This window comes from Nocardia rhizosphaerae (genome assembly GCF_042650365.1).
Classification (GTDB): domain Bacteria; phylum Actinomycetota; class Actinomycetes; order Mycobacteriales; family Mycobacteriaceae; genus Nocardia; species Nocardia rhizosphaerae.
On the sequence record NZ_JBHSBA010000015.1, the window covers coordinates 1,196,766 to 1,218,383 of the forward strand.

Sequence of the window (21,618 nt, forward strand, 5' to 3'; positions counted from 1 at the left end):
CTCCCTGTCGGCGACCGGACCGGCGTCGGATCGGGTGACGGCCGTGCCGAGCCACAGCTCGGTCATCGCGCACCGCCGGCGAGCAGATCCGACAGCGCCACAACGAGTCCGGCGGGCGGGCGCCAGTCGAAGACACCGTGCCCCTGCGGTGTCGCCGCGCCGATCATGCCGCGTACGAACAGGTAGCGCGCGCCGCCGAGGTGCCGTGCCGGATCGTAGCCGGGCAGCCGCCAGCGCAGATAGCGGTGCAGCGCCACCGCGTAGAGCAGGGCCTGCAGCGGGTAGTGCGAGCGGATCATCTCGGCCGCCATGTGCTCACGCCGGTAATGCTCCACGGTGAGGTCGCCGGTGCCGAGCCGGTTGGTCTTGTAGTCGACGAGCAGGTAGCGGTGCGCGCCCGCGTCGTCGGGCACCCGCAGGACGGCGTCGATGCTGCCGGTGAGATAGCCGCGCAGCACGGTGTCGGGCAATGCGGCCAGGTGCTCGGCGTAACCGGCCAGCACATCGTCGGCGGGCAGGTGTGCGCGCAGCAGCGCGGCGATGTCGCTCGTGCTCGCGGGGCGCGCGGCCGACCGGTCGCCCCCGCCGAGCGGAAGCTCGAACTCCAGCTCGCACAGTCGGTCCCGCGTCGCCACGGCCGCGAGCGAGCCGAAATCGGATGGTGTGCGCAGGACTTCGAGCAGCGCGTGCGCGAGCAGCTCGGTATCGAGCTCGGCCATGGTGTGCTCGACGACCTCGCGGGTGCGCGCCCGCACCTCGGCGGCGAGGTCGGGAACCGAGGTGTCGACCTTCTCCAGGACGCCGTGCACGAGGGTGCCGAACTCGGCGCCGTAGGGCAGCGCGTTCATCAGCGAGGGCGCGCCGGTGCCCCCGCTCGGCGCGTCGAGCGGCGCGTCGGCGGGTTCGTCGTCGGGGCCGGGCCCGTCCTCGGGCTCGGCCGCGGCGACGCCGCCGAGCTCGTGCGCGCCCGCGGTGAGCGCCGAATAGGACGTACGCCGCCACTGCTGATCGAGCGCCCTGGTGAACTCGGCGGCGGCGAGTTCCCCGGTCGGCAGGTCGGTCCGCACCCGGCGCGGGGCGATATCGTCGGGGCGGTCCACCGCGGTCACCGAGATCACCTCGGCGGCAGGCGCCGCCCACTCCGACATCCGCGCCGCGGCAGCGCGCTCGGCGGGGATGTCGGCACGCCGCGGCACCTGCGCCGATCCGGGCCTGCGGCCGAACAACATCCGGTGCAACGGTGCGGCGGCGGTGGTCACCGCGGGCGCCCACCAGGCGACGACCTGACACATGGCCCTGGTCAGCGCCACATACAGCAGCCGCAGCTCTTCCCCCGCCTCCTCGGCCTCACAGCGCAGCTGCCGTTCCCCGTACCCTGGCGCCTCCTTGCCGCCGATATCGAGGACGCGGGTGCCGTTGTCGTCGTGGAACAGCAGGGTCGCCGGATACGGGTTCTTGGCGCTGTCCCACGCGAAAGGCAGGTAGACGACCGGGAATTCGAGTCCTTTGCTGGCGTGCACGGTGGCGATCTGCACGGCCGCGGCGTCGCGGTCGAGACGCCGGGACCGCCCGCTGACGCTGCCGGCCTCCGGGTCACGGACCCGGTCGGCCAGCCAGCGGGTCAGCGCGGTCAGCCCGAGCCCCTCGGCGAGGGCCACCTCGTCGAGCAGCTGGGCGAGATGACGCAGGTCGGTGAGCTCGCGTTCCCCGTTCTCCAGCGCGAGCAGCCGGGGCGCCAGCTCGGTGTCGGTGGCGAGTTTGTCGAAGACGGCGGCGAACCCGGCCCGCCCGAACAGCCGGGCGGCTTCGCGCAGCTGAGTCGACACCCGGCCGACGAGATCGGCTCCCCCGGCATCGATCTCGGTCGCGGTGACACCGAGGATCTGGGTGCAGGCCGCGAGCCGCACCCGGTCGCCGCGGTGCGGCTGCTCCAGCGCCCGCAGCACCCACAGCCAATCGGTGGCGGCCGCCGTGGCGAACACACTGGTGCCACCCGCGAGCACGGACGCCACACCGACCCGGTCGAGGGCGGCCCGCACCACGTCGATCTGGGTGCGGGTGCGAACCAGCACCGCGATGTCGCCGGGCCCGATCGGCCTGCGCACCCGCCCGTCGCCGATCTCGGTCAGCGAATGATCCACGCCCCGTTCCGGTTTCGCGTCGATCATGATGCCGGATTCGAGCAGTGTCACCAGATCGGCGGCCAGATCGGCGGCCACCGCGCCCCGCTGCCTGCCGACCGAAGGGAAGCCGGAGCGGTTGCGTGGCCCGGCGCCGGTGCGCGGCAGCACCCGCAACCGCAGCGGGGTGATCACGGCGGGGTCGCCGTGCAGCCTGCTCGCCGGTCGGGTCGGGGTCACCGGATAGACGCCGATCTCGGGGTGCCCCAGTTCCGCACCGCCGCACAGATGATCGAGCGCGCGTAGCAGCCCGGCGTCGCTGCGCCAGTTGCGGGTGAGCTCCCTGCGCTGCCCGGCCACCGCGACGGCGTCGAGGTAGCTGAGCACCTCCGCGCCGCGGAAAGCGTAGATGGCTTGTTTCGGGTCGCCGACCAGCACCAGCGTGGCATGGTCGTGGAAAGCCAGCCGCAGGATGTCCCACTGCAGTGGGTCGGTGTCCTGGAACTCGTCGACCAGGGCCACTCGGTAGCGCTGCCGGATCCGCGCGCATGCGCGCGGCCCGTGCTCGGGGTCGGCGAGCACCTCGTGCAGCAGCACCAGCAGATCGTCGAAATCACGCAGTCCCGCACGGCGTTTGCGGCGTTCGGTCTCGGCGCGCGCCGCCGTCGCGAACGCGACCCGCTCGCCTGCCGCGCCCTCGGCACTCGGAGCGAGTTCGGCGTGCCGGTCGTGCACCGCCGCCAGCGCGAGCGTGTGCGCCTCGCGCAGGGTGAACGGGGCTCGATCGCGGGCATAGCGCGCCAGGTACAGGTCGTCGGCGACGGTGCCGACGAGCTCGTCCACCGATTCCACCAGCCGGGCCCCCGGATCGTGTTCCCCGGCGAGCCCGAGTTCGTCGAGCATCCGCTGACAGAACGAATGCGTGGTGGCGATGGTGCCCGCGTCGAAATCGGCCAGGGCGGTGAGCAATCGGTGCCTGCGTAGCCGCAGGGTGGCCGGATCGGTGTCGGCCAGCGCCCGGACCAGCTCGTCGGAATGCGCACCGGCGATGCCGGGATCGGCCAGCGCGGCGGCCACCGAGACGAACCGGTCCCTGGTGCGTTCGCGCAGTTCCTGGGTGGCGGCGCGGCTGAAGGTCACCAACAGCAGTTCGGTGATCCCGATGCCCGCTTCGGCGACGTAGCGCACGGCCAGGCCGACGATGGCGTGGGTCTTGCCGGTGCCTGCACTTGCTTCCAGCACGGTGATGCCGGTGGGCAGCGGGCCCGCGGCGTCGAACGCCGTCGGCGCGGAAACGGTTCCGGTCATGGCTGCCCCTGGGTCTCGGCACCGAGCAGCGGCGCCCACCAGCGGCGGGCGATCGCGCCGAACCTGGTGCTCTCCGGTTCGCCCGCGCGGGCCGGTTCGGCGGCCAGGCTGTCGAACCGGGGTGCGCGTCCCCAGACGTAGCGCAAGTAGCGGTCGGTGTGGTCACCGAACTTGTCCGGTCCGTTGGGACCGCCGTCGAAGGCCTGTTCGGCGGCGACCAGCGCGTCGGCGATGCCGTCGCCGCGGAACCGGCGCTCGGCGTAGGCGGCGGTGGCGCTCGGCGCGACCGGCAGCGGCGCGCACAGGCCCTCGTCGCGCAGCCGCACCAGATCACGCAGGATCGCCAGCGCGGCGGGGGCTTCCGGGGCGGTGAGCGCCGAGCGGGCCACCGGCCTGCTGCGGAACTGGCCGCGGCCGGTACTGATCGCCCGCCACGTCCGGTCCTCGGTGGCCGCCAGCGCCAGTACCGACACCCAGGCTGCCAGCCGGTGTTTCGGTGCCAGCCGGGAGTAGGTGGTGCGGACCAGCGTCTCCCCACGCACCTCGGGCACCGTCCCCGCCAGGGTGCGGCCGTTACCGAGATCGACGGCGATGTCCACCGCGCGCGGCGGCGCCTCGTAGTCGGGCAAGGCTGTGCGCACGATGGTGTCGACGGTGCCCTCGACCTCGTCGAGCACGGCGGCGCCGAAGGCGAAGGGCGGCAGGGTGCCGCGCCGCCATTCCGCCGCGCGCAGCCCGGCCGGGTCGGCGCCGGTGAGCCGGGCGCCGAGCATGCGTTCGCCGAGATCCCATTTGGCCAGGCCGTCCAGTTCGATGGGCAGCTGGTCGGCGATGTCCTCCCCGTCTTCGGGCACCCGCAGGCCGAGCCGCTGCCACAGGAACGCCCGCACCGGATGTTCGGCGAACGCGATGAGCTCGGCCAGCGCCACATCGGCGAGTGGTGCCGGGGGCAGCGGGTCGGCCAGCAGCGGTGGGCGCGGCCGGGTGGGACGGGCGGCGGCCCTGGCACCGGCGAGCGCGACGGTGTCGAAGCTGCGTGGCCGGGCCTGGTCGAAGTTGCGGCGGTCGAAGGACTGCAGCGGATGCCGCTGCAGTACCCGATCCAGCGCCGCCCTGCCGACGTGCGCGCTCAGCACGTCGAGCAGTTCGGCCACCGGCACCGCGGGCGGCCGGGCGGCACCGGTCACCGGGTCGGCGCCGGAATGCACGACGAGCAGCCGCTTCCCGGCGGCCATGATCGCGTCGAGCAGCAGCTGCCGGTCCTCGCCACGGGCGTCGCGTTCGCCGAGCTGCGGATTCCTGGCCAGCAGATCGTCGCCGTCGACGCCGCCGGGGCGCGGGAACACGTCGTCGTCGAGGCCGAGCAGCACCACCACCCGGTGCGGGACCGAGCGCATCGGCACCAGCGTGCACACGGTGAGTTCGCCGGTGCGGAAGTTCGCCCGGCCGGGTCCGCCCGCCAGCCTGCTGGTCAGCAGCACCGCCACGTCCGGCAGGCGCAGCGCGGTGTCGCCCGCGTGTTCGGTGGCGGCGACGATCTCCCGTCGCGCCTCGGTCCTGATCCAGGAGTGCGCGTCCGGCACGTCGGTGAGCAGGTCGATGGCACGCAGCAATACCGCCGTCCACTCGGCGGCGGGACGCGGGCCACGCAGATCCCGCAGGCAGACGGCGAGCCGGTCGACGAATTCGGCGAATCGCCCCGCCAGGTCGACATCGTTGGAATCGACGTCGTCGAGCGGCAATGCCAGATCGAGCCAGTCGTCGCCGGATTCGTCGGCGGTGACACCGAGCAGGATCCGGTCGACCGCGGCGTTGAGGGTGTTCTGGGCGAAGTCCGCGAGCCCGAACGCCTCGCGCTGCCGCTGCCCGATCCCCCAGCGCGCCCCGGACTCGGCGGCCCATTCCCGCAGTCGTTCGATGTCGTCGTCGTCGAAACCACAGCGGCGGCGGACGGTCTCACTCGCGGCGAGGTCGAGCACCTGCGTCACCGTGACGCGGCCGTCGGCGAGCTCGAGCAGATCGATGATCACCGCGAGTATCGGGTTGGTCACCGCGCGTCCCCGGTCGGCGAGCCGCACCCGCAGCTGGTGTGCGGGATGCTCGCCCTCGACCGGCAGGTCGACGCTGCCGCCGCCGCGCTGCCCGAACGCGGCACGGACCAGCGGCGCGTAGGCCTCGACATCCGGGCACATGATCAGCACGTCGCGCGGCTGGAGTTCGGGGTCGGCCGAGAACGCGGTCAGCAGCAGCTCGCGCAGCACCTCCACCTGCCGAGCCGGGCCGTGACAGGCGTGCACCTCGACGGTGCCGTCGGGCTGTGCGCCCGGCTCGGGAGCGCGGTCGTCCCGGATCGCGGCCTGGACCGCACCCAGCAGGGTGTGCGCACCGAGCTCGGCAGGCACGTGGATATCGGTGTCGAGCACCGGTTCCAGGCGCTGCTGCAGTTCGCGCACGTCCCTGGCCAGCCCGGCGAGCAACGGGTGATGGACCAGGCCGGCGGTGGTGTCGGTGGATCGCGGCCAGGAACCGGCGCCGAGGTCCGGCGCTTCGATCGGCGGGCCGCCGGCCCGGCTCCCGGCGTGTTCCGAGAGCGCGGTCCACATCGCCGGGCTCGGGTGCGCCAGCCACAGATGCACGTCACGGTGCGCGGCGATGGCGGTGACGACGGCGAGCTGGTCGGCCGGAAGCCGGGTCAGGCCGAACAGTGACAGCCGCGCCGGCAGGTCGACCATGTCCGGTTCGGCCCGCAACCTCGCGCACGCGGCGGTCAGCCGTTCGGCCGGGCTCGGCGCGCCGACCGCCGTGCGTACCTCCCGCCACAGCCGGGGCTGCCAGGCGAGGTCGTCGGGGACCGGTCCACCCGCGCCGTCGGTGTCCGTGCCCGCCGCCCACTCGAGCAGCAGTCGTGGGCGTTGCGCGGCATAGGAATCGAACAGTGCCGCCAGGTGCGCGGCGGTGGCGTAGCGGCGGCCGACGCGGTGTCCGGCGCCATGGCCGAGGTGGCGGGCCAGCACCCTCGCCCATGGCTGTCCGGCGGCGGCGTCGAGCACGTCCAGAACCGTCCACACCAGCCGCTTGCCCGCCCACGGGTCCTCCTCCGGCGCGACCCCGCTCACCGCCGCCAGCACCTCGGCCACCAGCGTGGCGGGTGCGGGGAACGCGATATTGGCGGCCACCCCGTCGCCGTCGGTACCGCCGGTGCCGAGCACACTCGACAATCGCTGCGCCAGCCACCGCTCGATGCCCTTGGCCGGGACCGCGACCACCTCGGAGGTGAACGGGTCGGATGGCGCCGCGCCGAGTATCCGACTTAGTCCATCGGCCAGCGCGTCGGCGCGTTCGGCACGATGGAGATGCAGCGGCATCCGTCGTTTATACGCCCAGCGACCGACCCGCAATCGTGCGGCCCCGCCGCCACCACCGCACAGGGCGAGTGAAATAGGCCACACTGCAACGTGTTACCAGCCGTGTCGGCGCGACGGAGGTAACTGCCCGTGAGATCGTGACCGCTCGGGTGGGGACAGTTCGGCCGCAGGCGAAAGGCTGGTCCGGTTGCATGTTCACGCAGGTGATACCCCTGGTTCCCGCCGGCGGTTTCGTGGTCCGCAGGGCCGGTGACCGCTGGGAACTGATCAATTCCCGCCGCTACGGGGCCGACCAGGTGCTGCATTCCTGGCCGCTGGACCGGCACGGCGAGGCGTTCGAACACTGTCACCGGCTCAACGGCTGCACCATCGCCACCCCGCACGCCGCCCACCACTGAAGTCGCTGCAACCGCACCGTGACACAACGGATTTCGGCGTGCGTCGTGCGCCGCGGACGCAGGTGTGCGAAGGTGTTGCCTCGTGCGTGACCGTTCTTCTTCACCCCGTGTCGTCTCCCGGGTCGCAGCCACCGCCTGCCTCCTCGCCGCCGCAGGCGTGCTCACTCCTGGTATCCCGGCGCTCACCGCGCCCGCCGATGCCGTACCACCCGCCATGACCCAGGTGTCGGTGCCCGGCTTCGACAGCAATATGAGCGCACGGATCGCGCGAGCCGACGCGTACCTGGCCGGCCGTCCCGGTGTCGCGGGCTACGTGCTGCGCGATCGGGTGACCGGCGGTATCTACGCCAACGAGCACGCCGAGAACCTGGTGTGGACGGCCTCCACGATCAAGCTGGCGATCGCCGCGGACCTGCTCAACCGGGCCAGGGCAGGCGCCATCGGCCTGTCCCCCGAGGACCGCGCCAACATGGAGGCGATGCTGGCCACCTCCAACGACCAGGCCACCGACGTGCTGTGGCACAAGTACATCGGCTTCGACCGGATGGCGTACAACAACGCCTTCCGCGCGTACGGCATGGTCAGCCTGATCCCGCAGCCGACCACCTCGGCCCTGTTCCCGGACTGGTCGTTCCAGAAGTGCACCGCCGCCGACCTGGACCGGCTGATGAACACCATCCTCGACACCATGCACCCCGACGATCTCGCCTACCTGCTCGATCGGATGCGTTCGGTCGACTCCAACCAGCACTGGGGCGTGTGGGGCGCGGGCGCCGGGATGCGGCCTGGCCTGAAGAACGGCTGGTCGGCCGAGGCCGACGGCTGGGTGGTGAACTCGGTCGGCGTCGCGGGTGACGGCGAACGCTACACCCTGGCCATCATGAACGCCCTCGGCGCCGAGGGCGGCTACACCGAGGGCGCCGAGACCGACACCGAACTGGCCCGGATCCTGCTTGCCGGTCGCTGACCCCACCCATCCCGTATTCTCGATCTTGTCGACCGGTCCCGCGGGCCGCGGTGCGCTCACCGTCGCCCGCTCGACCCGGTGAACGAACGCACCACACCAGGCTCGGTTCCGGGATCTCGTGGCGACGTCGCTTCCGGAGCCGACTACGGTAATCCCTGTCACCACCGTTGCGGGGCCACCCAAGTCTGTCGAGGAGCAAGGCGATGAGCACTCAGTCTGTCGGGAACCAGCGACACCGTGTGGTGGTGATCGGTTCCGGGTTCGGCGGCTTGTTCGGCACCCAGCATCTGCGCAAAGCCGATGTCGACATCACCCTCATCTCCAAGACCTCCACCCATCTGTTCCAGCCGCTGCTGTACCAGGTGGCCACCGGCATCCTGTCCACCGGTGAGATCGCGCCCGCCACCCGGCTGGTACTGCGCAAGCAGAAGAACGCGCAGGTGCTGCTCGGTGACGTGCACGATGTGGACCTGGCGAACAAGACGGTCACCTCGCGGCTGCTCAACCGCGACACCGTCACCCCCTTCGACAGCCTCATCGTCGCCACCGGTGCGCAGCAGTCGTACTTCGGCAACGACCACTTCGCCACCTTCGCGCCCGGCATGAAGACCATCGACGACGCGCTGGAACTGCGGGCACGCATCCTCGGCGCGTTCGAACAGGCCGAACTGGCCACCACCCAGGAGGAGCGCGACCGGCTGCTCACCTTCATCGTCGTCGGCGCGGGCCCGACCGGGGTGGAGCTGGCCGGGCAGATCGCCGAGCTCGCCGACCGCACCCTCGACGGCACCTTCCGCACCATCGACCCGCGCGACGCCCGCGTCATCCTGCTCGAGGGCGCCGGTGCCGTGCTCGGCCCGATGGGTCCGAAGCTGGGCGCCAAGGCCGCCAAGCGGCTGACCAAGATGGGCGTGGAGATCCAGCTCAACGCCATGGTGACCGATGTCGACGCGCACGGCGTCGTGGTCAAGGACGCCGACGGCAGCACCAGGCGGATCGAATCCGCCTGCAAGGTGTGGTCGGCCGGTGTGCAGGCCAGCCCGCTCGGCAAGATGATCGCGGAGCGCTCCGACGGCACCGAGGTGGACCGGGCGGGGCGCGTCGTCGTGGAGCCGGACCTCACCGTGAAGGGTCACCCGAACGTCTTCGTGGTCGGCGACCTGATGTCGGTGCCCGGTGTGCCGGGGCAGGCGCAGGGCGCGATCCAGGGTTCGGTCTACGCGGCCAAGGCGATCAAGGCCGGGCTCAAAGGGCAGACTCCCGAGCAGCGCGCGCCGTTCAAGTACTTCAACAAGGGCTCGATGGCGACCATCTCCCGGTTCGACGCCGTCTGCCAGATCGGCAAGTTCGAGTTCAGCGGCTTCATCGCGTGGCTGGCCTGGCTGGCGCTGCACCTGTACTACCTCGTCGGTTACCGCAGCCGGATCGTCACCGTGATCGGCTGGTTCGTCTCCTTCCTCGGCCGCAACCGGGGCCAGATGGCCGCCACCGAGCAGTGGGTCTTCGCCCGGCTGGCGATCGAGGAGGTCCAATCCGATCAGCAGGACGCCGACGAACTGCACGCGGCGCTCGGCGCTCCACCGAGCAACTCCAAGCCCGCCGCGGTGCCCGAACAGCGCGAAGTCGGCTAGACATCCACGGCGACGGCCGGGTGGTGCGCGGCACCGCCCGGCCGTCGGCGTTTATCCGCGCCGGGTCACCGGATGATTTCCGGCCAGCTGCCGTTTCGGACCCATCCGGGTCCGGTACCGGTCCGAATGCCGGACGTCATATGTGTGACCAATCCCAGGATGAAAGGTGATCTATGGCGACGGGGAAACACAGGGCGCCGAGCCCGCAACGACAGAAGATGGGTTCGGTCGTCGCGGCAGGAGCGGTCCCCCTGGTCATGGCCCTGATCGGCACGGGCACCGCGAATGCCGAGCCCGCCCAGGCGACGGTGACCCAACCCGATCAGCAGGCCGGGCCGGCGTTCGACGCCGTGGCGCCCAACGCCACCCCCTATGTGGGCAAGCAGATGCCGGAGAACACCCGCAGCTCGCTGCAGTGGTCGCGCTCCGGCCCGGAGACGGACTACCTGTCGCCGGTGGGCACGTTGCACGCCCCGGAGCCGGTCGAGCCGGTCCCGCCGATCCTGCCGCCGCCCGGGCAGTTCCGCTTCGGTGACCAGCTGGTCCCGGTGCCGGACTTCGTCCCGGTGGACGCGTCGATCCAGATCAACGACGCCGCCGCGAACACCGAGGCGAACCTGGCGACCTTCCTCGATTCGGTCGGGCTCGAGCGCAGCCGCTCCGATCACATCGCCGCGTCCACTCTCGGCAGTGCCGCCCGCGGCGCGGCGGTCGGGTCGACGGTGGCGATCCCGCTGGCGATGGCGGCCAGTACCGGTGGTGCGCTCGCCGGCCTGGTCGCCGGGGTGGTGTTCCTGCCGGTCGGCCTGGTCGCGGGCCCGATCCTGGGCGGCATGGCCGGCTACATGGCGGTGTCGGTGCCCGCCACGGTCGTCGGCGCCGGTGTCGGCGCTGCGGTCGGCGCGGCCAGTGGCTTCCTCACCCCACCGCGCGCGGCGGCGCCGGAAGCGGTCGCCGAGCACGCGGAACTGGTCACCGCCTGAGCGGTCAGGGAACCACACCGCCTGACCTTCGCGGTGCGAACGCAGCAGTGGGAGCCGGGAAACCGGCTCCCACTGCTCGTTTCGATCGGTCTCAGCCGACGGGGACGGCGGGTTCGGTGGCCGTCGGCATTTCGACGCTGAGCCGGGCGCCGGTGCGGGTCGCAAGCGTCCCGCCCGCCGCGAGCGGCAGCCGGACCGCGTCGATGCCGCCGGTCCATGCGGGCCGATCGTCGGGATAGCGCAGTTCGCTGTCGAGCGCACGGGGTGCGCGCAGCCGGTCGTCGGTGCACGATCCGGCACCGAGCTCGAGCCGATGCCGCAGCAGCGGAACCGCACCGAGGTCGGCGACCAGGTCGCCACGCCAGCCGCCCTCGTCCTCGCCGCTGCGGCCCAGCTGCACCCGCTCGCGCAGCCGCAACCGCGCATCCCCAGCCAGCCGCACGGTGGTCACCGTGTGGTGCACGGCGCCGCCTGCCACGATCGTCGGTTCCGGATCGAAGTCGAGCACGCCGCCCTCGCCGACCTCGACGTCCCAGTGCGCCGTCGACAACGGGGTCAGGGTGCTCGGCAGCGCGATGGTCGCCGCCACCGACCGGACCGTCAACCGCGCGCCGGGCCGGACGACGATGCGGATGTCGAGTTCGTCACCACCGAGTGGGGTCGCCGCGGTGCCGATCAGATGCACCGTGTCCGGGCCGGTGTGCCGCCCGGCCAGCCCACCCGCCGCCTCGATCCGGGGCAGCCTGCCCGGGGCGGCGACAATGCTCAGTTCAGTGCGCAACGCCGGTGGCCGCGTCCTGTTCGGCGGCCAGGCGCAGCTGCTCGCGCACCCAGGCCAGCACCGGGGTGGCGGCCGGGTCGTCGGTGAGCGACACCAGGGCGGTGGGGCGGCCCTCGCGCACCTTGGCGGCGTCGCGTTCCATCACCCCTAGGTCGGCACCGACGAGCGGGGCGAGGTCGGTCTTGTTCACCACCAGCAGGTCGGAGAAGGTGACGCCCGGTCCGCCCTTGCGCGGCACCTTGTCGCCGCCCGCCACGTCGACGACGAAGATCTGCACGTCGATCAGCCCGGAGGAGAAGGTGGCGGTGAGGTTGTCGCCGCCGGATTCCACCAGGACCAGATCCAGCGGCGGGTTGGCCGCGACGAGATCGTCGATGGCGTCGAGGTTGGCGGTGATGTCGTCCCGGATGGCGGTGTGCGGACAGCCGCCGGTCTGCACGGCGGTGATCCGCTCGTCGGGCAGGACGGCGTGACGGCGGAGGAAGTCGGCGTCCTCGGTGGTGTAGATGTCGTTGGTCAGCACAGCGAGGGACAGTTCGTCGCGCAGCTGCCTGCACAGGGCCGCGACCAGCGCGGTCTTGCCGGAGCCGACCGGGCCACCGATGCCGATGCGCAGCGCCTCGCCGGGCGCGCGGTGGCGCTTGGGGCGGTCATGGCTGTGCTCGTGCGGTTCACCATCGATCAGATGGGGTGGCATGGGAACTCCTTCTCGTGCGGACGGGGATAGTTGGGGGGGTCAGGACGCGAACAGGGGCATGTCCCGGTCGAGATGCCGCTGCGCCATCGCGTCCTGCACCGGATCCGACAGCGCCGCCGGTCCGGTGACGGCCTCGGCGGCGATCCGGTCACACAGGGGAGCCAGGCGAACGGTGCCGTCGGCGATGGCGGCCGGGTCGAGGGCGAGCAGCCGCTGGGCGGCGGTCGCGGCGCCGGTCAGGGTCGTGTACACGACCACGCCGGCGAGTTGCTCCGGGGTGGCGCCGCAGGCTCGGCCGACCATGCCGAACACCGTCGACAGATGCGGGCGGGCCCCCACCAGGGCCCACTCGTGGTGCGGCCACAGCTGTTTGGCCAGACGCAGCAGCCCGCGGCCCTGCGCGCGGGAGGCGGTGCGCGCCGCCGGGGAGGGGGTGCGGGCGTCGGCTTCGAGTTCGGCGCGTTCCGGTGTCATCGTCGCGGCGCACACCGCCGCGGCCAGGGACGCGGCGACAAGTCCCGAGGTGGCGATCCGCCTGCGCAGATACAGCTCGACACTCGCGGTGTCACGCACCAGCCCCGACGCCACCGCCTCCTCGACACCACCGGAGTGCACGTGCCCGCCGATGGGCAGGCGCGAGTCGGCGAGCGCGAGCAAGGTCGCCAGACCGGCGCCACCCTCGTTTCGCATCCGTCGATCCTATGCAACCGAGCCCGCGGGTACCCCCGGTGAGTCCGCTCAGTGGTGCCGGTCACCCAGGGTCACGGTCGTCGCCGTGCGCGCCGACCGCCAGGCCACCACCGCCATCGCGATCAGCAGCAGCGCGCCACCGGCGGTGGCGACGTGCATCCCGCTGACGAAGGCTTCCCGCGCCGCCGTCACCAGGGCGGTGTCGCCGTCGGCGTGCAGGATCGTCTCACCGAGGGTGTCGCCGAATTCGCCGCCGGAGCGGAACACCAGGGCGGCGACCGAACCGAGCAGCGCCAGCCCGAGCGAGTTACCGAGTTCGAAGCTGGTCTCGGAGATGCCGACCGCGGACCCGGCCCGCTCGGCGGGCACCGCCGACACCGCCACGTCCGACACCAGGGTGAACGAGATGCCGTAACCGATGCCCGCGATCGCCGAACCCAGGATGTACCAAGCCAGCCCGCCGTCGACACCGACGCCGAGCAGCATCAGATTGCCCACCGCCGACATCACCAGGGCGAGGGTGAAGGTGGCCCGCACCCCGAGCGCCTGCCCGACCCTGGCACCGCTCATCGAGAACACGAACACCGCCGCCGCCATCGGGATACCGAGCAGCGCGGCCTGCAGCGGATCGCGTCCGGTCACCGACTGGAGGTAGAGGCTGGTCAGGTAGCTCATCGCGGCCAGCGACATCATCCCGACCAGGCTGGCACCGATCGCCACCCGGAACAGCGGCCGGGTGAACAGGCTCAGGTCGAGCAGCGGCTCGGCGAGGACGCGCTGCCTGCGCACGAACACGACCAGGACCGCGACCCCGATCGCGGCGATCACCAGCGACGCAACGTCGAAGCCCTCCGCCGCGATGTGCTTGATGCCGTAGACCACCGGCAGGATGCCGGCGATGGAGAGCGCGACGCTCGGCAGATCCAGCGGGCCGAGCGCGGCGGAGCGGTGCTCCGGCAACAGCATCGGCCCGAAGACGAGCAGGATCGCCAGCACCGGGATATTGATCAGGAAAACCGACCCCCACCAGAAGTGGTGCAGCAGTACTCCGCCGATGATCGGGCCGACGGCCGAACCGCCCGCGAAGAACGCGGTCCAGATGCCGATCGCGGTGGCGCGCCTGCGCGCGTCGGGGAACAGGCTCGAGATCAGCGCCAAGCTGGACGGCAGCAGGGTCGCGCCGCCGATGCCCATCAGCACCCTGGCGCCGATGAGGAACTCGGGGGTCGGTGCGAGGGCGGCGAGCACCGAGGCGAGGCCGAAGACGGCGGCGCCGAGTAGCAGGATATTGCGCCTGCCGATGCGGTCGCCCAGGTTACCCATCGTGATGAGCAGGCCGGCCAGCATGAAGCCGTAGATGTCGAGGATCCAGAGCTGTTGGGAGGCACTGGGATCCAGGTCGGCCGTGAGGGTCGGCATGGCGAGGAACAGGACCGAGATGTCCATCGACACCAAGAGCACCGGCAGCAGCAGCACGCCCAGCCCGAGCCATGCGCGGCGGCCACCGACAGCCGCGGTGGGCAGCGCCGGTTCCAGCTTCGTCATTCCGACATCCTTCCAGGGGTTTGCGTACACCGTACGCGGGGAATGGGTACAGTGTACGCACAGGTCGGGGATATTGGAAAGAGAAACATAGGATGACTGAGCCGAAACTCACTCGCGCGGCGATCGTCGACGCGGCGATCACCCTCGCCGACGCCGACGGACTCGGCGCGGTATCGATGCGGCGGATCGCCGAGCGGCTCGAGGTGGGCACCATGTCGCTGTACCGGCACGTGACGAACAAGGACGAGCTGATCGCGGCTATGACCGACGAGATCGGCGCCCGTCATCAGTATCCCGACCCGGCCGGACGGGACTGGTCGTGGCGGGACCGGGTGCGGATCGCCGCGCTCATCGACTGGGAGCTGTACCAGCAGCATCCCTGGGTGCTGCTCACCTTCGCCGTCCCCCGTTACAGCTTCGGGCCACAGGGGCTGGCGAGCCTGGCCTGGCTGGTCGAGGGTTTGCGTGCGCTGGACGTGTCGGCTCGCGAAGCCACCACCATGGCCTTCGCGGTCTGGAACTACATCTCCGGCGCGAGTCTGCCGGTGGTCGGTGGCGCCCTGCTGACGGACAAGCGCACCGCCACCGACGATTCGAACGGCCTGCGCGAGCTGCTCGACGGCACCCCGTCGTTTCCGGTACCGCCGGCGCTGGCCGAGCTGAACGGCGCCGGGGTGGGTGAGCTGACCTCGCAAGACCTGTTGTTCCTCGGCCTGGACGCGCTGTGTGACGGGTTCGCCGCGCGGGCCGGGTGGAGGGCGACGAACACCGAGCGCTGACCGGAGCGCTTGACATCAACCGCACTTCAGGTCGAACGATGGAGCGCATGCGCGCGATCAGACTGCACGAATTCGGACCGGCCTCGAACCTGCGGTACGAGTCGGTCCCCGATCCAGAACCCGCCGCGGGCCAGGTGCGGATCGCGGTGGCCGCCAGCGGTGTCCACCTGGTCGACACCACGATGCGGCGGGGTGAGCCGGGCCCGTTCCCGGTGGCCGAGCTGCCGACCATCCCGGGCCGGGAGGTCGCGGGCACCGTCGACCGGGTGGGCGCCGGGGTCGATCCGGCACTGCTCGGGCGCGCGGTGGTGACCCACCTCGGTGCCGCGCCCGGCGGATACGCCGAGCTCGCGGTGGCCGACGCCGATCGGCTGCTCGACATTCCCGACGGCGTGTCCCCGGCGACCGCGGTCGCCATGCTCGGCACCGGCCGCACCACCCTCGGCATCCTGCTGTTCACCGAGCTCGACCCGAACAGTGTCGCGGTGGTCACCGCCGCGGCGGGCGGCATCGGCACCCTGCTGGTGCAGTACGCGCGCTCGGTCGGCGCGACCGTGATCGGGCTGGCGGGCGGACCGGCGAAGATGGATCTGGTGGCGGCGAACGGAGCCGACCTCGCCGTCGACTACACCGCCGCGGACTGGCCGGACACGGTGCGCGCCCACCTCGGCGGACGCACCGCCACGCATGTCTTCGACGGGGTCGGCGACCCGATCGCCACCACCGCCGTCGACCTGCTCGGACCCGGCGGCACCCATCTGAGCTACGGCTGGGCGGGCGGAACCGCGACCGCGCTCGATCCCGCCGTCCTCGCCGCCCGCGGCGTCACCTCGGTCCCGGTGCTCGGCCCGCCCATGCTCGAACGCGCCGGCGGCGATCTGCTCACCCTCTCGCGCCGGGCGATCGCCCTCGCCGCCGACGGTGTCCTCACTCCCGCCCGCACCGAATTCCCGCTGTCCGACACCGCTGCCGCGCACGCGGCCCTCGAATCCCGCGCCACCACGGGCAAAGTCGTCCTGATCCCCTGAGCCGGTGCGGGCGCTGCCCTTCGGCGCCCGAGGCCGGGCTTCGCCAGGGCCGCCTCGGCTAGCTCGCGTGATCGCGGGGACGTGGCGCGCTCGCGGCCAGGGTCGTGTGCAGGGTGTCCGGGCCGATGCCACCGGAGAGTCCGCGCAACAGGACCGCACAGCCCAGGGCCGAGAGGACCAGGCCGGTGGCGAACAGGGCCGGATAGCCGGCCAGGTCGCCGATGACCCCGGCTGTCATGCCCGCGATGCCCTGGGCGACGACGACGGCGCAGGCCAGCAGGGTGTAGTCGGCGCCGGCGTGGTCGGGATCGGCGGCGTCCATCATGAGGGCGAAGACGGCGACGGTGGCGGCGCCGCCGAAAAGGTGTTCGGCGAGGGTCGCGGTGACCAGCAGCCCGAACCCCCCGATATCGCAGGCCGCCACCAGGTAGAGCGCGATACTCGCCGTCTGGGTGACCCCGCCGATCAGCAGGGCCTGCCTGCGCCCGTAGCGATAGGCGAGCCAGCCGCCGAGTGCCGCGCCCGCCAGCGCCCCCGCCGACGACAGGGTGCCCTTGATCAGCGCGATCTGGGCCAGATCGAGGCCGGCGTCGGACAGGAACGGGCCGGTCAGCGCCGACGCCATGGAGTCGCCGAACTTGAAGGCCACGATCAAGCCGATGAACGCGAGCACCCCCGGCCTGCGCAATCTGGTCAGCCAGGCTGCAGCCGGCCTGCCCGGCACCGGCGCGGGCGGCCGGTCGGTGACCGGTTCACGCAACGACCACACCGGGACGGTGGTGAGCACGATCAGCACCGCCATGGCCACGAACAGCACTCGCCACCCGGCGATGGCGAACAGCCACAGCAGTGCCCCGCCACCGACGATCATGCCGATCCGGTACGCACCGACCTGGATCCCGTTCCCCAGCCCGCGTTCTCGCGGTCCGAGCAGCCGCACGGCCAGCCCGTCGGTGGCCACGTCCTGGGTGGCCGAGAGCAGATTGACCACCGCGACCCCGACGAACAGCCAGCGCAGCGACGACGACAGATCCAGCGTGGCGAGCACCAGCGCCACGGCCGCCGCCGCGAGCTGCACCACCAGCAGCCACGTGCGTCTGGTGCCGTACCGGTCGATGTAGGGCGCCCACAGGAATTTCAGCGCCCACGGCAGGAACAGCATCCCGGAGGCGCTGATCGCGGTGAGCGAGTACCCGGCGTCGCGCAGCAGCACCGGCACCGCCTGGGTGAAGAACCCGTACGGCAGACCCTGGGCGAAGTACAGCGACGACAGCAGCACCACCGTGCTCACGGTGATCGCACCCGGCCGGGTGGGGAAACTCATGGCCACATCGTCGCAGGCCCGCCCCGGGTGGGCAGCGCGGGTGGTCGCGCTCGACAGCGGCAGCCGAATCGAGCGCGCTACCCCGCTTCGGTACGAACAGGCTGTGCGGCAGCCGGTTCCGCCGGGCGGCGCCACGCAGGCCACTCGAGGTAGGTGGCGGCCCGCAGCAGCCATTCCACCGGTCCGAACGGATGGCGGCGCAGCCACCAGAGACTGACCACGAGCTGGACGGCGAAGGTGACCAGCCCGATCCCGAGCACGGCGAGCGGCGGCACCGTGCGGGCGAGGGCGAGCCCGTATCCGGTGTAGACCAGCATGAGTACCACCGACTGGCCGATGTAGTTGGTCGCGGCCATCCGTCCCGCGGGCGCGAGCAGCGCGGTGATCCCGGCGGTGCGCGACCACCGCGCCAATCGCAGCACGACCGCGAGATACGCGAAGGTCATGGCGGGCGCCACGCAGTACTGCAGGCCGTGGACGATACCGGGCGGGTTCCACCAGCCCATGAGCTCGGCGAAGGTCATGGCCGAGACGGGCAGGCCGAGGCCGAACCCGATCAGCATCGCCCGCGACGACCAGCGGCGCACCGTCGCCGGGTCCTCGAGCAGTTTCCGGTTGCCCGCCGTCATCCCGAGCAGGAACATGGCCAGGCTCGGTACGCCCTGCCCGAACCAGATCAGCAGCAGGAACCAGGGTGCGGTGGCGGTCTGCGCGGCGAAGGTATCGGCGAAGGAGCCGGTGTAGTCGGCCGACATCTTCGGCAGGTCGAGGAACGCGCCGAGACCGAGGATGCCCGGTTCGTCGGCGGGCAGGAACGCCCAGACCGACCACACCGTGTACAGCGCGATCGCGGTGCTGATCGCGGCGCGCGCCTTGACCTTCCGCAGTGCGATCAGCGCCAGACACAGCACCGCGTACAGGGTGAGGATGTCGCCGATCCACAGGAACCAGACGTGCGCGAGCCCGATCGCCAGTAGCGCCGCGCACCGGCGCAGCAACCGCCGTGTCGGTGTCACCCCGGCCCGCTGGGCCGCGGCGATCTGCAAGGTGAACGAGTACCCGAACAGGAACGCGAACAGCAGGTAGAACCGGCCGGTGAACAGCGCGTCGACGGTCGCGCGGACAGCCTGGTCGACGGTCCCGTCGAACAGTGGCACCGGATCCGCGCGCGTACCCGTCGCCGACCACAGCGTGGTAGCCACGATCGCATTGGTGATCAGGATCCCGAACAGCGCGAAGCCACGCAGAATGTCCACCTCGGCGATGCGCGGGCCGGAAGCGCTTGCGGGTAAGCGGGTTTCAGCTGTCATCGCTCGAGCGTAGGCGCGCCGCGCGCCCCGGCTCGTCCACCACGAGAGCTATTTCGTGGCGTGAGCGTGCTCCTCCCCGATCCACCCAGCGGCGTATTGACTTCCGGCACGGGGCCTGCCCGCCGCACGCCGCTGCCCTGATCAGCGCCGCCGCGGTGCCACAATGGGACGCGACTCGGGAGGGACTCGTGACCACCACGGAGGCAGACATGCACGCTGTTGTCATCGACGGGTTCGGCGAACCGAAGGATGTGCTCACCACGCGGGAGCTGCCCGCTCCCGAGCCGGGCCCCGGCGAGGTGCGGATCGCGACGATCCTCTCGCCGATCCACAATCACGACCTGGCCATCGTGCGCGGTGTGTACGGCTATCGGCCGCCGCTGCCCGCGACCCCGGGCACCGAGGCGGTCGGCGTCGTCGACGCGGTCGGGCCTGGCGTCACCGGCGTCGAGACCGGGCAGCGGGTGGCCGTGGCAGGTGCGCGGGCCACGTGGGCCGATTCTTTCCTGCACCGGGCCGAGCAGCTGGTGCCGGTCCCGCCGGGGGTTCCGGACGAGACCGCCTGTCAGCTGCTGGCGATGCCGTTGAGTTCGCTCATATTGCTCGACGATCTGGGGGTCGGCCCCGGCGAGTGGATCGTCGTCAACGCCGCCAACGGCGCGGTCGGCAGGCAAGTCAATCTGTTCGCCCGGCAGCGGGGGGTACGGGTATTGAGCCTGGTCCGCGGTCCCGCGTCGGTGCGCGCGCTCGAACAGCTCGGATTCGGTCCGGTCCTCGACACCGAAGTCGATGGGTGGGCCGAGCGGGCCGCTGAGGTCACCGAGGGTGCACCGATCGTGCGGGCGGTCGATCAGATCAGCGGGCGGGCCGCCGGTGCGCTGATGTCGCTGCTCGCCCCGCGCGGCGAGCTGGTGTCCTTCGGCGCGCTGTCGGGGCAACCGCTGATCGTCGACACCGGCGCCGTCATCTTCAAACAGGCGGTGGTCAAGGGGTTCTGGGGGCAGCAGCGCGGCGCCGAGATCGACCGCGCCGACTACCTGCGGCTGATCACCGAACTCGTCGGACTCGCTGCCGACGGCACCCTGCGGCTCGAGGTCCAGGCGGAGTTCCCCCTTGACCGGGCCGCCGAGGCCGCCGTGCTGTCGGAGACGCCCGGCCGCAACGGTAAGGTGGTCCTGCGGGCCTGCGCCCGCTGACCCGGTCATCGGCCGTGCGGTCGGGGCCGATCGGAGGGCACACGCACCCCACCTCACCGGCGTGCGCACCGTCGAGGTGACCGACGCACCGACCCGCGTCGAATACGCCGTCTGGAACCTGGCGGGCCGCACCCCCGCCGCCACCGAATGCCTCACCGCCCTCGGTATTCCGGTCCGAACCTGATCGTCGCGCACCGGGTGTCCATAGCGGGCGACGGTCGGCCGGGTCAGGCCGGGGTGACCGCCACCGGAAGCGACTCGAGACCGCGGATCACCACGTTCGGCTTGAACACCGGATTCTCCGAACGCAATTCGAACGAACCCACCTTGCGCAGTAGCACGTCGAGCAGGATCTCCATTTCCAGCAGGGCCAGCGGGGCGCCGAGGCAGTAGTGGATGCCGAGGCTGAAGCCCAGGTGCTTCTTGGCCGGATTCATCGGATCGGAGTAGCGGGTCACATCGACGCGTTCAGGATCGGGGAAGGCGGCGGGGTCGTGGTTGCTCGAATTGATCAGCACGACTACGCCTTCGCCCGGCTCGAACCGATGTCCGGCGACGGTGATCGGCCGGGTCGCCGCGCGGGTGGTGATCTGCACCGACGGGTCGAGTCGCAGCAGTTCGTCAGGCGCGTACGCGGTCAGGCCCGGCCGGTCGCGCAGCAGCTGGATCTGGTCGGGGTTGCGCAGCAGGCGCAGCATGCCGGTGCCGATGAGGTTGGCGGTGGTCTCGTGCCCGGCGACGAAGGTGGTGATACAGGTGGCGAGCAGTTCCTGTTCGGTGAGCACATCGCCGCGGTCCTCGACCTGCGACAGCACACTGAGCAGGTCGTCGCGCGGGTCGGCCCGGCGTTCGTTCAGCAGTTCCCGGAAGTAGCCCATGAAACCACGGGACGCGGCGCTGCGCGCCCGCAGGCATTCCTCGGGCAGCGTGTAGTCGTGGTCGAAGCCGCGGGCCAGGTCCTGTGACCACCGGTGTAGCTGGTCGTAGGCCTGTTTCGGCACCCCGATCAGTTCGCAGGCGATGATCAGCGGCAGCGGGTAGGCGATGAGTTCGACCAGATCGAATTCGCCCGCGGCCAGCGCGTCGTCGACCAGTTCCTCGCACAGCTGCTCGATGCGCGGGCGCAGCCGGGTCACCATGCGCGGGGTGAACCCCTTGGTGACGAGGTTGCGCAGCCGGGTGTGGTCCGGCGGCTCCATCCACAGGAACGAGGTGGGCAGTTCCTCCGGCGCGTTCTCCGGCGACACCGTGGGGTGCATCATCGCCGCCTCCTCGGCGTGGCTCCACGCGGTGGTCGACAGCACCGCCGCGCAGTCCTCGTACCGGGTGAGCACGTGGTGCCCGAGCGGGGTCTGGTGGATCGGCCCCGCCTCGCGCAGCACGGCGGCCGGGGAGTACGGGTCGGCGCGGCCGTCGGGACCGAACAGCTGGATCAGCGCGGTCCGAACGGCCTCGGCGTCGATCGTGGAGGTCATGGGCTGGCTCCTTGGTGCTCC

The 21,618-nt window shown here is 71.6% G+C and carries 17 protein-coding genes; 8 read left to right on the forward strand and 9 right to left on the reverse strand.

Features of this window, described 5'->3' with window-relative positions:
- Window positions 1–62: 62 nt before the first annotated feature.
- Together ACFOW8_RS27715 and recC are read right to left on the reverse strand one after the other, a co-directional pair.
- Window positions 63–3,428: a UvrD-helicase domain-containing protein gene (locus ACFOW8_RS27715; protein ID WP_378554506.1), complete on the reverse strand. Its 3,366-nt coding sequence runs from the start codon at window positions 3,426–3,428 to the stop codon at window positions 63–65.
- Window positions 3,425–6,793: an exodeoxyribonuclease V subunit gamma gene (gene recC, locus ACFOW8_RS27720; RefSeq protein WP_378554507.1), complete on the reverse strand. Its 3,369-nt coding sequence runs from the start codon at window positions 6,791–6,793 to the stop codon at window positions 3,425–3,427. Before recC ends, ACFOW8_RS27715 begins: the two co-directional genes overlap by 4 nt.
- A gap of 191 nt (window positions 6,794–6,984) precedes the next feature.
- Between recC and ACFOW8_RS27725 the strand changes: the two genes are divergently transcribed.
- The 4 genes from ACFOW8_RS27725 (at window position 6,985) to ACFOW8_RS27740 (ending at window position 10,772) form a co-directional block, all read left to right on the forward strand.
- On the forward strand, window positions 6,985–7,191 hold the full coding sequence (locus tag ACFOW8_RS27725) for a hypothetical protein (protein WP_378554508.1): 207 nt from the start codon (window positions 6,985–6,987) through the stop codon (window positions 7,189–7,191).
- Between the two features lie 214 nt (window positions 7,192–7,405).
- On the forward strand, window positions 7,406–8,158 hold the full coding sequence (locus ACFOW8_RS27730) for a tat pathway signal sequence (RefSeq protein ID WP_378554702.1): 753 nt from the start codon (window positions 7,406–7,408) through the stop codon (window positions 8,156–8,158).
- A 203-nt stretch (window positions 8,159–8,361) separates the two neighbouring features.
- Window positions 8,362–9,789, forward strand: coding sequence for an NAD(P)/FAD-dependent oxidoreductase (locus ACFOW8_RS27735; protein WP_378554509.1), 1,428 nt, complete (start codon window positions 8,362–8,364; stop codon window positions 9,787–9,789).
- A 173-nt stretch (window positions 9,790–9,962) separates the two neighbouring features.
- The gene (locus tag ACFOW8_RS27740) at window positions 9,963–10,772 is read left to right on the forward strand and encodes a hypothetical protein (RefSeq protein ID WP_378554510.1); all 810 of its coding nucleotides are present in this window, start codon (window positions 9,963–9,965) and stop codon (window positions 10,770–10,772) included.
- A gap of 91 nt (window positions 10,773–10,863) precedes the next feature.
- Here ACFOW8_RS27740 and ACFOW8_RS27745 read toward each other — a convergent pair whose 3' ends face one another.
- The 4 genes from ACFOW8_RS27745 to ACFOW8_RS27760 are packed head-to-tail and all read right to left on the reverse strand — an operon-like array spanning window position 10,864 to window position 14,485.
- A complete protein-coding gene (locus ACFOW8_RS27745) occupies window positions 10,864–11,553 on the reverse strand; it encodes an urease accessory protein UreD (protein ID WP_378554512.1) in 690 nt (229 codons plus the stop codon).
- Entirely contained in the window at window positions 11,543–12,250 is a 708-nt protein-coding gene (ureG, locus tag ACFOW8_RS27750) for an urease accessory protein UreG (protein ID WP_378554513.1), read from the reverse strand. Before ureG ends, ACFOW8_RS27745 begins: the two co-directional genes overlap by 11 nt.
- A gap of 39 nt (window positions 12,251–12,289) precedes the next feature.
- A complete protein-coding gene (locus ACFOW8_RS27755; protein ID WP_378554514.1) occupies window positions 12,290–12,940 on the reverse strand; it encodes an urease accessory protein UreF in 651 nt (216 codons plus the stop codon).
- Between the two features lie 48 nt (window positions 12,941–12,988).
- Window positions 12,989–14,485 carry an MFS transporter gene (locus tag ACFOW8_RS27760; RefSeq protein WP_378554516.1) on the reverse strand — a complete coding sequence of 499 codons (1,497 nt, stop codon included), beginning with the start codon at window positions 14,483–14,485 and terminating at the stop codon, window positions 12,989–12,991.
- A gap of 92 nt (window positions 14,486–14,577) precedes the next feature.
- Here ACFOW8_RS27760 and ACFOW8_RS27765 point away from each other — a divergent pair, with 92 nt between their 5' ends.
- Entirely contained in the window at window positions 14,578–15,264 is a 687-nt protein-coding gene (locus ACFOW8_RS27765) for a TetR/AcrR family transcriptional regulator (protein ID WP_378554517.1), read from the forward strand.
- 47 nt (window positions 15,265–15,311) lie between these two features.
- Window positions 15,312–16,292, forward strand: a complete 981-nt coding sequence (locus ACFOW8_RS27770) for a zinc-binding dehydrogenase (RefSeq protein WP_378554518.1) — start codon at window positions 15,312–15,314, stop codon at window positions 16,290–16,292.
- A gap of 58 nt (window positions 16,293–16,350) precedes the next feature.
- Here the strand turns inward: ACFOW8_RS27770 and ACFOW8_RS27775 are convergent, their stop codons facing one another.
- The gene (locus ACFOW8_RS27775) at window positions 16,351–17,616 is read right to left on the reverse strand and encodes an MFS transporter (protein ID WP_378554520.1); all 1,266 of its coding nucleotides are present in this window, start codon (window positions 17,614–17,616) and stop codon (window positions 16,351–16,353) included.
- A gap of 77 nt (window positions 17,617–17,693) precedes the next feature.
- Complete coding sequence (locus tag ACFOW8_RS27780; RefSeq protein WP_378554521.1) at window positions 17,694–18,926, reverse strand: DUF418 domain-containing protein; 1,233 nt, start codon at window positions 18,924–18,926, stop codon at window positions 17,694–17,696.
- A gap of 188 nt (window positions 18,927–19,114) precedes the next feature.
- Here ACFOW8_RS27780 and ACFOW8_RS27785 point away from each other — a divergent pair, with 188 nt between their 5' ends.
- Window positions 19,115–20,122, forward strand: coding sequence for an alcohol dehydrogenase catalytic domain-containing protein (locus ACFOW8_RS27785; RefSeq protein ID WP_378554522.1), 1,008 nt, complete (start codon window positions 19,115–19,117; stop codon window positions 20,120–20,122).
- 61 nt (window positions 20,123–20,183) lie between these two features.
- On the forward strand, window positions 20,184–20,306 hold the full coding sequence (locus tag ACFOW8_RS27790; RefSeq protein WP_378554523.1) for a hypothetical protein: 123 nt from the start codon (window positions 20,184–20,186) through the stop codon (window positions 20,304–20,306).
- Between the two features lie 43 nt (window positions 20,307–20,349).
- Here the strand turns inward: ACFOW8_RS27790 and ACFOW8_RS27795 are convergent, their stop codons facing one another.
- Window positions 20,350–21,597: a cytochrome P450 gene (locus ACFOW8_RS27795; protein WP_378554524.1), complete on the reverse strand. Its 1,248-nt coding sequence runs from the start codon at window positions 21,595–21,597 to the stop codon at window positions 20,350–20,352.
- Window positions 21,598–21,618 lie beyond the last annotated feature (21 nt).

Excerpts from the sequence above, each read along its gene's own strand:
- recC (WP_378554507.1), bottom strand. The coding sequence starts at position 6,793 with ATGCCGCTGCATCTCCATCGTGCCGAACGCGCCGACGCGCTGGCCGAT.
- ACFOW8_RS27775 (WP_378554520.1), bottom strand. The coding sequence starts at position 17,616 with ATGAGTTTCCCCACCCGGCCGGGTGCGATCACCGTGAGCACGGTGGTG.
- ACFOW8_RS27755 (WP_378554514.1), bottom strand. The coding sequence starts at position 12,940 with ATGCGAAACGAGGGTGGCGCCGGTCTGGCGACCTTGCTCGCGCTCGCC.
- ureG (WP_378554513.1), bottom strand. The coding sequence starts at position 12,250 with ATGCCACCCCATCTGATCGATGGTGAACCGCACGAGCACAGCCATGAC.
- ACFOW8_RS27795 (WP_378554524.1), bottom strand. The coding sequence starts at position 21,597 with ATGACCTCCACGATCGACGCCGAGGCCGTTCGGACCGCGCTGATCCAG.
- ACFOW8_RS27730 (WP_378554702.1), top strand. The coding sequence starts at position 7,406 with ATGACCCAGGTGTCGGTGCCCGGCTTCGACAGCAATATGAGCGCACGG.
- ACFOW8_RS27715 (WP_378554506.1), bottom strand. The coding sequence starts at position 3,428 with ATGACCGGAACCGTTTCCGCGCCGACGGCGTTCGACGCCGCGGGCCCG.
- ACFOW8_RS27725 (WP_378554508.1), top strand. The coding sequence starts at position 6,985 with ATGTTCACGCAGGTGATACCCCTGGTTCCCGCCGGCGGTTTCGTGGTC.
- ACFOW8_RS27770 (WP_378554518.1), top strand. The coding sequence starts at position 15,312 with ATGCGCGCGATCAGACTGCACGAATTCGGACCGGCCTCGAACCTGCGG.
- ACFOW8_RS27780 (WP_378554521.1), bottom strand. The coding sequence starts at position 18,926 with ATGACAGCTGAAACCCGCTTACCCGCAAGCGCTTCCGGCCCGCGCATC.
- ACFOW8_RS27760 (WP_378554516.1), bottom strand. The coding sequence starts at position 14,485 with ATGACGAAGCTGGAACCGGCGCTGCCCACCGCGGCTGTCGGTGGCCGC.
- ACFOW8_RS27735 (WP_378554509.1), top strand. The coding sequence starts at position 8,362 with ATGAGCACTCAGTCTGTCGGGAACCAGCGACACCGTGTGGTGGTGATC.
- ACFOW8_RS27740 (WP_378554510.1), top strand. The coding sequence starts at position 9,963 with ATGGCGACGGGGAAACACAGGGCGCCGAGCCCGCAACGACAGAAGATG.
- ACFOW8_RS27765 (WP_378554517.1), top strand. The coding sequence starts at position 14,578 with ATGACTGAGCCGAAACTCACTCGCGCGGCGATCGTCGACGCGGCGATC.